Annotated in this window: 11 protein-coding genes; 7 read left to right on the forward strand and 4 right to left on the reverse strand. The window is 73.7% G+C overall.

Annotated features, from left to right (window positions below; genetic code table 11):
• Nucleotides 1-796 (reverse strand): PAS domain-containing protein (locus AB0I76_RS12050; RefSeq protein WP_357033706.1); only part of this gene is annotated, 796 nt, incomplete at its 3' end.
• Nucleotides 797-1,048: 252 nt separating this feature from the next.
• Between AB0I76_RS12050 and AB0I76_RS12055 the strand changes: the two genes are divergently transcribed.
• The 5 genes from AB0I76_RS12055 to AB0I76_RS12075 all read left to right on the forward strand — a co-directional run bounded on the left by AB0I76_RS12055 (nucleotide 1,049) and on the right by AB0I76_RS12075 (nucleotide 5,660).
• The gene (locus AB0I76_RS12055; protein WP_357033708.1) at nucleotides 1,049-1,414 is read left to right on the forward strand and encodes a YciI family protein; all 366 of its coding nucleotides are present in this window, start codon (nucleotides 1,049-1,051) and stop codon (nucleotides 1,412-1,414) included.
• A 230-nt stretch (nucleotides 1,415-1,644) separates the two neighbouring features.
• Complete coding sequence (gene pyk / locus AB0I76_RS12060) at nucleotides 1,645-3,093, forward strand: pyruvate kinase (RefSeq protein WP_357033710.1); 1,449 nt, start codon at nucleotides 1,645-1,647, stop codon at nucleotides 3,091-3,093.
• Nucleotides 3,090-3,974 (forward strand): acyl-CoA thioesterase II, encoded by an 885-nt coding sequence (locus tag AB0I76_RS12065; protein WP_357033712.1) that lies wholly within the window; start codon nucleotides 3,090-3,092, stop codon nucleotides 3,972-3,974. The genes pyk and AB0I76_RS12065 overlap by 4 nt, the downstream gene beginning before the upstream one ends.
• 80 nt (nucleotides 3,975-4,054) lie before the next feature.
• A complete protein-coding gene (locus AB0I76_RS12070; protein WP_357033714.1) occupies nucleotides 4,055-4,525 on the forward strand; it encodes an Rrf2 family transcriptional regulator in 471 nt (156 codons plus the stop codon).
• Nucleotides 4,526-4,703: 178 nt separating this feature from the next.
• Nucleotides 4,704-5,660, forward strand: a complete 957-nt coding sequence (locus tag AB0I76_RS12075; protein ID WP_357033716.1) for a sulfite exporter TauE/SafE family protein — start codon at nucleotides 4,704-4,706, stop codon at nucleotides 5,658-5,660.
• Nucleotides 5,661-5,806: 146 nt separating this feature from the next.
• Here the strand turns inward: AB0I76_RS12075 and AB0I76_RS12080 are convergent, their stop codons facing one another.
• Nucleotides 5,807-7,219 (reverse strand): pyridoxal-dependent decarboxylase, encoded by a 1,413-nt coding sequence (locus AB0I76_RS12080; RefSeq protein WP_357033718.1) that lies wholly within the window; start codon nucleotides 7,217-7,219, stop codon nucleotides 5,807-5,809.
• A gap of 228 nt (nucleotides 7,220-7,447) precedes the next feature.
• Here AB0I76_RS12080 and AB0I76_RS12085 point away from each other — a divergent pair, with 228 nt between their 5' ends.
• Entirely contained in the window at nucleotides 7,448-9,724 is a 2,277-nt protein-coding gene (locus tag AB0I76_RS12085; protein ID WP_357033720.1) for a cellulose binding domain-containing protein, read from the forward strand.
• Between the two features lie 200 nt (nucleotides 9,725-9,924).
• On the opposite strand, the gene AB0I76_RS12090 is transcribed toward AB0I76_RS12085, so the two are convergent.
• The gene (locus AB0I76_RS12090; protein WP_357033722.1) at nucleotides 9,925-10,935 is read right to left on the reverse strand and encodes an LLM class flavin-dependent oxidoreductase; all 1,011 of its coding nucleotides are present in this window, start codon (nucleotides 10,933-10,935) and stop codon (nucleotides 9,925-9,927) included.
• Between the two features lie 80 nt (nucleotides 10,936-11,015).
• Nucleotides 11,016-11,495 (reverse strand): Lrp/AsnC family transcriptional regulator, encoded by a 480-nt coding sequence (locus AB0I76_RS12095; RefSeq protein ID WP_357033724.1) that lies wholly within the window; start codon nucleotides 11,493-11,495, stop codon nucleotides 11,016-11,018.
• Nucleotides 11,496-11,577: 82 nt separating this feature from the next.
• Between AB0I76_RS12095 and AB0I76_RS12100 the strand changes: the two genes are divergently transcribed.
• Nucleotides 11,578-12,342 (forward strand): aminotransferase class I/II-fold pyridoxal phosphate-dependent enzyme (locus AB0I76_RS12100; protein ID WP_357033726.1); only part of this gene is annotated, 765 nt, incomplete at its 3' end.

The following is a 12,342-nucleotide window of genomic DNA, read 5'->3' on the forward strand; positions in this document are numbered from 1 at the left end:
GGCCGCAGGTGATCAGGGTGAGCACCCAGCTCAGCACACCGACGACCGCCCAGGTGAGCTGGAAGTTCAACGCGGCGACCCGCGCGGTGGCGCCGTCGAAGACCGCCGGGACGGTACGCAGCACCACCTCGACGATCGCCGGACGGTCCTGCGCGGTGCTCAGCCCGCCGGCCAGCCGGGACAACGCCTCCGCCTGCCGCAGCACCCGCTGCCGGTCGCCGCCGTCCCGGGCCACCGCCGTGACCGACGCCGTCGGGTCCGGGCCGTCCGCGGCCGAGACGGCGACAACCTGGGTGAGCACACCGCCCGGCCGCCCCGACTCGTCGATCACCGGGACGTACGAGCAGGTCACCGCGGACCGCCCGTCGTCGCCGGCCGGGAGTGCGGGCCCCTCCGCGGTGGTCGGTTTCCCGGCCAGCACGCCGTCGAGCAGAGGGCCGAGGGTGTCCCACCGCTCCGGCCACACCTGCCCGCCGGGCCGGCCGAGGGCGTCGGCCCCGGACGCGGCGAGCAGGCGAGCGTACGCGTCGTTGTGCAGCACCACCCGCTGCTCACCCCACCACAGCAGCATGGGGGCGGGGGAGTGGAGGCAGAGGGTCAGGGCCGTCCGCAGGCTCTGCGGCCAGTCGCCCAGCGGACCCAGCGGGGTGGTCGACCAGTCCCGGGCGTCGATCCGCGCACCGGTCTCCCCGCCGTCGGCGAGCACCTGGCGCCAGACGGCGTCGTCGGCCGGCGTGACCGGGAAGGGGCGGTCGGTCACCCCGGGCCCTCCGCTCGGCGCCGCGCGATCAGCCATCAGACGGAAAGTACCAGCGCGGGCCGCTCCACGACCGTCTTCGATCTTGCCTGATCCGGCGGTGGCCCGGCCGAAACGGATCAGCCGGGTGCCAACCCGGCGGACATCGGCGCGGAGTTGGGCGGAGCGGCCGTGCCGGGGCCCGGGCCGTGGGACGCTGTGCCCACGCCGCTCGTCACGGGCCGCTCCGGCCCGGTCGGCGCCGACCCCGGGTCGGCCGTCCGGCGGCGCGACCGCCGGGAGGGAGCGTCCATGTCGGGAACGCCACAGGTCGACTTCGCGCTCGACACGTACGAGTGCATCGTGCTCTACCCCGGGCCGTCCGGGCGGGCGCTGCCGGCGGAGACGGTCCAGCGGCTCCAGGCCGAGCACCTCGCGCACATGCAGGCCCTCCAACGGCGGGGGATCATCCTGGTCGACGGTGCCGTCGACGGCCCGGCCCGCGAGCCGGACCCGCCCCTGGGGTTCGGGCTGGCCCGCACCGGCTCCGTCGACGACGTCCGCAGCGTGATGGAGGCCGACCCCGCCGTGCAGGCCGGCCTCTACAAGGTCGACGTGATGACCTTCCTCTGCCCGGCCGGCTCCCTGGAGTTCCCCCTCGTCCGGGCGCAGACCTGACCGGTCACGGTGGGAATCCGCCGGTCGCGCGCTCGCCGGGCACGGACGCCCTCGGAGACTGCTGACACCGGACGGTACGATTCCCGGCGCGCGGTCGCCGATGCCCGCCGTCACAACGTCCCGTGCGGATCTGCCGCCGCCGGTCACGCGCGTTCGCGCGTCGTTGGACAAACGTTCGCAGTCCGCGAGGGGGTCGGCCCGCAGTCCGGCCCGAAGGAGAGACTAGCCTGATGGGCGTGACACGCCGCGCGAAGATCGTCTGCACCCTCGGCCCCGCCACCTCGTCGCCCGAGCGCATCCGCGGCCTCGTCGAGGCCGGCATGAACGTGGCGAGGCTCAACTTCAGCCACGGCGACCACGCCGACCACGAGGCTGTCTACCGCCTCGTCCGCGAGGCCGCCGACGCGTCCGGCCGGCCGGTGGCCGTCCTCGCCGACCTGCAGGGCCCGAAGATCCGGCTCGGGCGTTTCGCCGACGGCCCGCACGAGTGGCGTACGGGCGACTCGGTGGTGATCACCGGCGACGAGGTCCTCGGCACCCGGGACCGCGTCTCCTGCACCTACCGGAAGCTGCCCCAGGAGGTGAAGCCCGGCGACCGCCTGCTGATCGACGACGGTCGGGTCGCCGTGGAGGTCACCGACGTCACCGGCAACGACATCCGCTGCCTGGTCACCGAGGGCGGCCCGGTCTCCAACAACAAGGGCGTCTCGCTGCCCAACGTGGCCGTCAGCGTTCCCGCCATGTCCGACAAGGACGCCGAGGACCTGCGCTTCGCCCTCGGTCTCGGGGTCGACCTCGTCGCGCTGTCCTTCGTCCGGTCCGCCGAGGACATCAAGCTCGTCCACACGATCATGGCGGAGGAGGGCGTGCACCGCCCGGTCCTCGCCAAGGTGGAGAAGCCCGAGGCGGTGGACCACCTGGAGGCGATCGTGCTCGCCTTCGACGGGGTCATGGTCGCCCGGGGCGATCTCGGCGTGGAGCTTCCGCTGGACCAGGTGCCGCTGGTACAGAAGCGGGCCGTGCAGCTGTGCCGCGAGAACGCCAAGCCGGTCATCGTGGCCACCCAGATGCTCGACTCGATGATCGAGAACTCGCGGCCGACCCGCGCCGAGGCCTCCGACGTGGCCAACGCCGTGCTCGACGGCGCGGACGCGGTGATGCTCTCCGGCGAGACCAGCGTCGGCAAGTACCCGGTGCTCACCGTCAGCACCATGGCGAAGATCGTCACCACCACCGAGTCCGGCTCGATCGGTGTGCCCCGGCTCCAGCACGACCCGCGTACGCACGGTGGCGCGCTGACCGTCGCCGCCTCCTCGATCGCCCGGGCCATCGGCGCGAAGGCCCTGGTCGCCTTCTCGCAGACCGGCGACACCGTCCGACGGCTGTCCCGACTGCACTGCGACCTGCCGCTGCTCGCCTTCACCCCGGTGCCGGAGGTCCGCAACCAGCTCGCGCTGTCGTGGGGCGTGGAGACCTTCCACATGCCGTTCGTGGAGCACACCGACGACATGTTCCGGCAGGTCGACGAGGCGCTGCTCGGTCTCAACCGGGCCAACCCCGGCGACTACGTGGTCATCGTCGCGGGCAGCCCGCCCGGCACCCCCGGCTCCACCAACACGCTGCGCGTACACCAGCTGGGTTCGCTGGTGGACGCGGCCTCGGCGCGGGCGCTCCAGTGACCGGCGGTCGGGCCGCGACGGGCCAGGCCGCGGTCGACCAGCTCCTGGAGGTCCTCGACCTGGAGCCGACCGGCGACATGTCCTTCCGGGGCATGAGCCCGCCGGTCGGGCCGCAGCGGGTGTACGGCGGCCAGGTCGCCGGCCAGGCCCTGGTCGCCGCCGGCCGCACCGTCGACCAGGAGCGCTTCGTGCACTCCCTGCACGGCTACTTCGTGCGCCCCGGCGACCCGGTCGAACCGATCGAGTACCAGGTGGAGAACATCCGCGACGGTCGTTCCTTCTCGGTCCGCCGCGCGGTGGCGCTCCAGCACGACAAGCCGATCTTCTTCATGTCGGCGTCGTTCCAGCGTGTCGAGGAGGGGCTGGACCACCACGCGCCCACCCCGCCGGACGTGCCCGGGCCGGACGAGGTCCCGACCATGGCCGACCGGCTCGCCCGGTACCCGGAGCGGCTCGGCATCTGGGGGCAGATCCCCCGCCCGATCGACGTCCGCTACATCGGCGAGCCCGGCTGGGTACGCCCCGGCGACCGCCCCGCCGACCCGCACCAGAGGGTCTGGATGCGCATCGACGGGAAGCTCCCGGACGATCCGCTGCTGCACGCCTGCGCCCTGGCGTACGCCTCCGACCTGACCCTGCTCGACTCGGTGCTCTCCGTGCACGGCGAGGTCTGGGGCCCCGGCGGCGTGGTCGGCGCGAGCCTCGACCACGCGCTGTGGTTCCACCGGTCGTTCCGCGCCGACGAGTGGTTCCTCTACGACTGCTGGAGCCCGTCCGCCTCCGGCGCGCGAGGGCTGGCCACCGGCCGGATGTTCACCACCGACGGTCGGCACATCGCCACCGCCGTGCAGGAGGGACTGCTGCGCCGCGTCGGCGCCTGAGCCGGACGGCACCCCATCGTGGCCGACCGGCCGAGGGGTGATCGGCCGGGCGGAGCGGTCAGGGGGCTAGCCTGTCCGGCATGCGCCTCTCCGCCCGGGTCGACTACGCCCTCCGAGCGGTCGCCGAGTTGGCCTCGGTGACCGGTGGCGCCGGCCCCGGGCGCGGCCGGCCGGTGACCGCCGAGCAGATCGCGCGGGCGCAGGAGATCCCGCCGAAGTTCCTGGAGAGCATCCTGCTGCAACTGCGCCGGGGCGGCGTCGTGCAAGCCCAGCGCGGTCCCGAAGGCGGCTACTGGCTGGCCCGGCCGGCGGAGGAGATCTCCCTCGCCGAGGTGATCCGGGTGATCGACGGACCGCTGGCGCACGTCCGGGGTCAGCGGCCCGAACAGTTGGGCTACCAGGGGGCGGCGCGGGCCCTCCAGGACGTCTGGATCGCCCTGCGGGCCAGCGAGCGCCAGATCCTCGACCTCGTCACCGTCGCCGACGTGGTGGCGGGCACGCTGCCTCCGCGCGTGACGGAACTGGTCGCCGATCCCGGCGCCTGGACCTGATCCACGCGCCGGTCGCCGGTCGCCGGTCGCCGGTCGCCGGCGCGACGGCGCGACGGCAGAAACGGTCCGGCCGGACGCAGGTGCCGTCCCATCGACCGAACAGCCACTTGACCCGGAGCGCTCTTTCCCGCATTGTCGACCAAGTCGATAGGAGATACCTAAAAGTCAGGGGGCGCCCGTGCGCAAGCTGCTGGTCCTCGCGCTGGTCGGCCTCGCCGCGCAGCTGGTCGACGGTGCGCTGGGCATGGCGTACGGGTTGACGTCGTCCACACTGCTCCTCCTCGTCGGGGTCGCCCCGGCGGCGGCCTCCGCCTCGGTGCACCTCGCCGAGATGGGCACCACGCTCGCCGCCGGTGTGGCGCACTGGCGGTTCGGCAACGTCGACTGGCGCGTCGTCAGCCGCATCGCCGTTCCCGGCGCGCTCGGCGCGTTCGCCGGCGCCACGTTCCTCAGCTCGATCTCCACCGCCGCCGCCGCGCCGTGGATGGCCGGCATCCTGTTCACCCTCGGGGCGTACCTGCTGGTGCGTTTCTCCCGGCCGTTGCGCACCGACCGGCGCGGTGGCCGGCTGCGCTCGCGCTTCCTCGGCCCGCTGGGTCTGGTCGCCGGCTTCATCGACGCCACCGGCGGTGGCGGATGGGGTCCGGTCGCCACCCCGGCGCTGCTGGTCAGCGGCCGGATGGAGCCTCGCCGGGTGATCGGCTCGGTGGACACCTCCGAGTTCCTCGTCGCGGGGGCGGCCAGCGTCGGTTTCCTCATCGGTCTCGGCTCGGAGGGCTTCCTGCTGCCGATGGTGGGGGCGCTGCTCGTCGGCGGCCTGATCGCCGCGCCGGTGGCTGCCTGGCTGGTCCGGATCGTCCCCGCGCAACTGCTCGGCGCCGCGATCGGCGGCGTCATCGTGCTGACCAACGCCCGGGTCCTGATGCGCTCCGCCGACCTGGGCGGCGCCGTCCCGCCGGTCGTCTACGTGCTGCTGGCCGCCGGCTGGGTCGTCGCCCTGACCCTCGCCGTACGGGCACTGCGCCGCACCCGCCGGGCCCGCGCCATCGCCGCGACCGCCCTGGCCGAGCCCACCACCACGCTCGACACCACCGGCGACCGCACCCCCGCCACAGCCGGCGTCACGGACCACTGACCCGCCCCGCTGTCCGCACCCCACCCCCTCCGGGTTGATCAAGAGGTTTGCGTCAGCGGAAGGCTCCGTGGTGACGCAAACCTCTTGATCAACGGGGTCTGGTGGGTGGGGGGCCGGGGGCGGGGGTGGGGTGGGGTGGGGTGGGTCTAGAGGGTGCTGAGTAGGTGCCAGGCCTCGTCGATATGGGTTGCGGTTGTTTGGGGGGAGCCGACCGCCAGGCGCAGCGTGTACCGGCCGTCGACCCGGGTGTGCGTCAGGTGCACCCGGCCGGTCGCGTTCACCCGGGCCAGCAGGTCCGCGTTGGCCGCGTCGTCAGCGCGCAGCCGAAAGCACACCAGCGAGAACGGGTGCGGCGCGGCCAGTTCGAACCGGTCGTCGGCGCGGACCCGGTCGGCGAAGCGCGCCGCGAGCGCCACCCCGGAGCGGACGTGCGCGCGCAGCCCCTCGACGCCGTACCAGCGCAGCACGAACCACAGCTTCAACGCCCGGAACCGGCGGCCCAGCGGCACCTGCCAGTCCCGGTAGTCGATCACCGCGCCGGACTCGCTGGCGGCGTTGCGCAGGAACTCCGGCAGCACCGTCAGCGCCTCGATCAGCTCACCCCGGTCGGCCACCCAGAACGCGTCGCAGTCGAAGCCGGTCAGCAGCCACTTGTGCGGATCGAAGCAGTACGAGTCGGCGTACTCGACTCCCGCGTGCGACCAGCGCAGCTCCGGGCAGACCGCCGCCGCCCCCGCGTACGCGGCGTCGACGTGCAGCCAGACCCCGTACTCGGCACAGATCCGCCCGATCTCCGGCAGCGGGTCGACGGCGGTGGTGGAGGTGGTGCCGATCGTGGCGACCACGATCGCGGGGACGTCCCCGCTGGCCCGGTCGGCCTCGATGGCCGCGCGCAGCGCCTCCGGTCGCATCGCCTGGGTCTCCGGGTCCACCCCGATCGGCCGTACGCCGTCGGTGCCCAGACCGGCGATCCGGACCGCCTTGTCGATCGAGGAGTGCCCGTGGACGGAGGTGTACGCCCGGTACCGCCGGTCGATCCCGACCTCCCGCCAGCGGCCCCCGCCGGCCCGGTGCAGCGCGGCGAGGGTGGCCACCAGCGTCGCCGAGGAGGCGGAGTCCTGGATGACGCCGCCGCCGGAGGAGGTGGAGCGGAACCGCTCCGGGAGGTCCATCAGGTCGGCGAGCCAGTCCAGCATCGCCGTCTCCAGCTCGGTGCAGGCCGGGCCGGTGGCCCAGAGCATGCCCTGCACGCCGAGCCCGGAGCTGACCAGGTCGCCGAGCACGCTCGGGCCGGAGGTGTTGGCGGGGAAGTAGCCGAAGAAGCCGGGATGCTGCCAGTGGGTCAGCCGCGGCGTGATCAGCGCGTCCAGGTCGGCGAGCACGGCGTCGACGGGCTCGCCCCGCTCCGGCGGGCCGGCCGGCAGGTCGGCGGCCAGCGCGCCGGGCGGCTCCGGCGACGTCACCGGGCGCTGCCCGAGCGTCGTCCAGTAGTCGGCGATCCAGTCCACCACGGCGTACCCCGCGCGGCGGAACTCCTCGGGGGTCATGTGCTCGGCCACGACGACGAGTCGATCAACAAACGGGCCGCGAGGCAAGCCGTGGGGCTGGGCGCATTGTGTCGAGAAAGCGCTTGCCTTAGCATCCGAGGGGCGCGGAGCCTGCTTCGCCGACGCTGACCACGCGCGTCGGACCATCACCGCCGTCAGCGCGGTACGCCCCTCCGCCGGCCCGGGCAGGCCGGACGACCCCGGGTCGCCGCGCGTCCCCACCTCCTGCGGAGGACACCCATGTCCGTCTCCCCGCGTCGCCTCGCGCTGCTCGCCGCAGCAACGGCGGCGACCCTCACCGCCGGCGCGGTCGCCACGGTGGCGGCCTCGGCGGCTGCCGCCGGCTGCCGCGTCGACTACCAGGTCACCAACCAGTGGCAGGGCGGTTTCGGCGCCACCGTCACCGTCACCAACCTCGGCGATCCGGTCAGCGGCTGGACGGTGACCTGGTCCTGGGCCGCCGGCCAGCAGGTCACCCAGGCCTGGAACGCCACCGTCACCCAGTCCGGCGCACAGGTGACCGCGCGCGACGTCGGCTACAACGCCGCGATCCCCACCAACGGCAGTACGTCGTTCGGCTTCAACGGCTCCTGGACCGGCGCCAGCAATCCGGCGCCGGCCGGCTTCGCGCTCAACGGCACCGCCTGCACCGGCACGGTGCCCACCGGCGGCCCGACCACCGCGCCCCCACCCACGACCCCGCCCCCGACGACCCCGCCACCGACCACGCCCCCGCCGACCACCCCACCGCCGGGCAGTGTCCAGATGGAGGACCTCGACCGGGGCCTCGTCAGCGTCCGGTCCGGCGACGGCAACCTGGTCTCCTGGCGCCTGCTCGGCACCGAGACCACCGGTGTCTCCTTCAACCTCTACCGGGGCTCCACGAAGGTCAACGCCAGTCCCCTCACCGGCGCCACCAGCTACCTCGACGGCGGCGCGGCGAGCGGCGCCGCGTACACCGTGCGGGCCGTGGTGGGCGGCGCGGAACAGGCCGCCTCGGCGCCCGCGCTCCCGTTCCCGGCCGGCTACCTCGACGTGCCGCTCCAGGTGCCGCCCGGCGGCACCACGCCGAGCGGCGAGGCGTACACGTACACCGCCAACGACGCCAGCGTCGGTGACCTCGACGGCGACGGCCGGTACGAGTTCGTCCTCAAGTGGGAGCCGTCGAACGCCAAGGACAACTCGCAGAGCGGCTACACCGGCACCGTCCTCGTCGACGCGTACACCCTGACCGGCACCCGGCTGTGGCGGATCGACCTCGGCCGCAACATCCGCGCCGGCGCCCACTACACCCAGTTCCAGGTGTACGACTACGACGGCGACGGCGACGCCGAGGTGGCCATGAAGACCGCCGACGGCACCCGCTCCGGCACCGGCCAGGTGATCGGCAGTTCCTCGGCCGACCACCGCAACTCCTCTGGCTACGTCCTCGCCGGCCCCGAGTACCTGACGATGTTCGACGGCCGCACCGGCGCCGCCCTGTCCACCGTCGGCTACGACCCTCCACGGGGGACCGTCTCCTCCTGGGGGGACGGCTACGGCAACCGTGTCGACCGGTTCCTCGCCGGCACCGCCTACCTCGACGGGCAGCGCCCCAGCCTGATCATGGCGCGCGGCTACTACACCCGCGCGGTGATCGCCGCCTGGGACTTCCGCGACGGCACCCTGCGCAGGCGGTGGACGTTCGACTCCAACGCCTCGGGCAACGGCGCCCCCGCCGGCCAGGGCAACCACAGCCTCTCCGTCGCCGACGTCGACGCCGACGGCCGGCAGGAGATCGTGTACGGCTCGGCCACCATCGACGACACCGGCCGGCTCCTGTACGCCACCGGCTTCGGCCACGGTGACGCCCTGCACGTGGGCGACCTGATCCCGGGCCGTACCGGGCTGGAGGTCTTCACCATCCACGAGTCCGGCAACCAACCCGCCGCCGACGTGCACGACGCCCGGACCGGACAGGTGATCTGGCAGCGGCCGAACAACGGCGGCACCGAGGGACCCGGCCGGGGTGTGGCCGCCGACATCTGGGCCGGCAGCCCCGGCGCCGAGTTCTGGGGCGCGGGCAACCAGATGGGCAACCTGTACAGCACCAGCGGCGCGAACCTCGGTCGCAACCCCTCGTCGTCCAACTTCCTCACCTGGTGGGACGGTGACCCGGTCCGGGAACTGCTCGACGGCACCCGGATCGACAAGTACGGCACCGCCGGCGACACCCGCCTGCTCACCGGCAGCGGGGTCGCGTCCGGCAACGGCACCAAGTCCACCCCGGCGCTGTCGGCGGACATCCTCGGCGACTGGCGGGAGGAGGTCGTGTGGCGGACCAGCGACAGCCGGGCCCTGCGGATCTACAGCACCCCGACGCCGACCACCACGCGGATCCACACCCTGATGCACGATCCGCAGTACCGGGTGGCGGTCGCCTGGCAGAACACCGCCTACAACCAGCCCCCGCACCCGGGGTTCTTCATCGGTGCCGGAATGGCCGCCGCGCCCACGCCGCGCATCCACCTCCGCTGAGCGGAGACCCTGGCGTCTCCCGGTAGGGGGCGCCTACGGTGAGGCACCGGGCCGCAGCCGCGGAATCCGCACAGCTCCGGCCCGGTGCGCCACACCGCGGCATCCCCGACCCGTCCCGACCGGGAATGCCGTACCACCACCGGATACAAAGCTATGCGCCGTCCGGGTCGGCAGGGTGACACCAACGTGAAGATCGTGTTTCAGACCGTCCGGCGCAGGCCACCCGCCACCTTCTCGGCGATCAGCTCGAACGAGCGCACCCGGTCCTCCAGGTCGTACACGAGCGTGGTGAGCATCAGCTCGTCCGCGCCGGTACGCGCCAGCAGGTCACCGAGCTGCCGGGCCACGGTCTCCGGCGACCCGGTCGCCTGCCCCTCCCGGCGCTGCGCCACGAACTCGCGCTCCATCTCCGTGTACGGGTAGGCCGCCGCGTCCTCGGGCGAGGCCAACGGCTCCGGCCGCCCGGAGCGCAGCCGCAGGAACGACAGCGCCGCCGGGCCGGCCAGCCACTCGGCCCGCTCGTCGGTCTCCGCACACACCGCGTTGACCGCGACCATCGCGTACGGCTCGTCCAGCCAGCGCGACGGCCGGAAGCTCTGCCGGTACAGCGCCAGCGCGGGCAGCGTGTTCTGCGCGCTGAAGTGGTGCGCGAAGGAGAACGGCAGCCCGAGCAGGCCGGCCAGTTGGGCACTGAACCCGCTGGAGCCGAGCAGCCAGACCGCCGGCTGCTGGCCGCGACCCGGCGTGGCCGTGATCTGCCCCGGCTCGTCGCCGCTGAAGTAGTTCATCAGGTCCGCCAGCTCCCGGGGGAACCCCTCGGCCGACAGCCCCTCCATCGTCCGGCGCAGTGCCAGCGCGGTCACCTGGTCGGTGCCGGGCGCGCGCCCGATCCCCAGGTCGATCCGGCCCGGGTGCAGCGCCTCGAGGGTCCCGAACTGCTCGGCCACCACCAGCGGGGCGTGGTTGGGCAGCATCACGCCGCCGGAGCCCAGCCGGATGGTGCTCGTGTGCGCGGCCAGGTGCGCGAGCAGCACCGCCGGCGCGGACGAGGCGATCGCCGGCATGTTGTGGTGCTCGGCCACCCAGAACCGGTGGTAGCCCAGCTCCTCGGTGCGCCGGGCCAGCTCGGTGGTGTGCCGCAGGGCCGCACCGGCGGACGCGCCGGCCGCGACCGGCGCAAGATCAAGAACAGACAGGGGTACGTCGATCACACGTCACCCCAACCCACTGCCCGCCGGGATTGTTCCGGATCGTGCCGCAACCCACGCTCCCGCCCTCGCTCCGCGTGCGTTCAGCCCACGCCGCGGGCCTGTTCGAAGATCAGGCTCGTCTGCGTGTGCTGCACCGCCGGGTCCACCGCGAGGTGGTCGAGCACGAAGTCGCGCAGCGCCACCGACGAGGCCGCCCGCACATGCAGCACGTAGTCCTCCGCCCCGGCCACGTGGAACACCGACACCACCCCCGGCAGGCGCACCGACCGGGCCCGGAACGCGTCCACCGCCGCCCGCTCGTGCGCGGTCAACCGCACCGACACCAGCGCCTGCAACGGCAGGCCCAGCGCGGCCGGGTCCACCTCCGCGTGGAACCCCCGGATCGCGCCGCACTCGCGCAGCGCCCGTGTCCGCGCCAGGCAGGTCGACGGCGCCACCCCCACCCGCTCGGCGAGGGCGTTGTTCGGCAGGCGGCCGTCCACGGCCAACTCCGCCAGGATCGCGCGGTCGGTGTCGTCGAGGGCCTCAAACGGCCGCACATCATTCGCTACGAGGGGCATGCGAGCATCCTCCACCGAATCTTCCACGACATCCACGCCATTCTCAGAATCTTCTTCCGGTCCCTTGCCCCCATTTCCCCGGATGTTCGATCCTTCCGTCATGACGACCGTGGACACCCGAGCCGTGCACGCCGGCCGCGACGACCTCGCCGCCCTCGGCGTCCACGTGCCGCCGATCGACCTCTCCACCACCAACCCGCTGCCCTCGGTCGACGCCGGCGGCGACGCGTACGAGACCCTCGCCACCGGCGGCACCCTCCCGCCCGGCAGCAGCGCCGTCTACCAGCGGCTCTGGAACCCCACCGTGGCCCGCTTCGAGACGGCGCTCGCCACGCTGGAGGACACCGCCGAGGCGGTCGCCTTCGCCAGCGGCATGGCCGCCCTCACCGCCACCCTGCTCGCCGCCACCCGCGACGGGAAGCGGCACGTCGTCGCCGTCCGCCCCCTCTACGGCGGCACCGACCACGTCCTCGCCACCGGCCTGCTCGGCACCACCGTGACCTGGGCCCGAGCCGACGAGGTCGCCGCCGCCGTCCGCCCCGACACCGCCCTCGTGATCGCCGAGACCCCGGCCAACCCCACCCTCGACCTGGTCGACATCGCCGCCCTCGCCCGCGCCGCCGGCGACGTGCCCCTGCTCGTCGACAACACCGTCGCCACCCCCGTGCTCCAGCGGCCCGCCCGGCACGGCGCGACCCTCGTCCTGCACAGCGCCACCAAGAGCATCGGCGGGCACGGCGACGTCCTCGCCGGCGTCGTCGCCTGCGACACCGACTGGGCCGCACGACTGCGCCAGGTCCGCGCGGTCACCGGGGCCGTCCTGCACCCGCTCGGCGCGTACCTCCTG

The organism is Micromonospora sp. NPDC049799 (genome assembly GCF_040656655.1).
In the GTDB taxonomy this organism is placed as follows: domain Bacteria; phylum Actinomycetota; class Actinomycetes; order Mycobacteriales; family Micromonosporaceae; genus Micromonospora.

Excerpts from the sequence above, each read along its gene's own strand:
- pyk (WP_357033710.1), top strand. The coding sequence starts at position 1,645 with ATGGGCGTGACACGCCGCGCGAAGATCGTCTGCACCCTCGGCCCCGCC.
- AB0I76_RS12095 (WP_357033724.1), bottom strand. The coding sequence starts at position 11,495 with ATGCCCCTCGTAGCGAATGATGTGCGGCCGTTTGAGGCCCTCGACGAC.
- AB0I76_RS12055 (WP_357033708.1), top strand. The coding sequence starts at position 1,049 with ATGTCGGGAACGCCACAGGTCGACTTCGCGCTCGACACGTACGAGTGC.
- AB0I76_RS12085 (WP_357033720.1), top strand. The coding sequence starts at position 7,448 with ATGTCCGTCTCCCCGCGTCGCCTCGCGCTGCTCGCCGCAGCAACGGCG.
- AB0I76_RS12070 (WP_357033714.1), top strand. The coding sequence starts at position 4,055 with ATGCGCCTCTCCGCCCGGGTCGACTACGCCCTCCGAGCGGTCGCCGAG.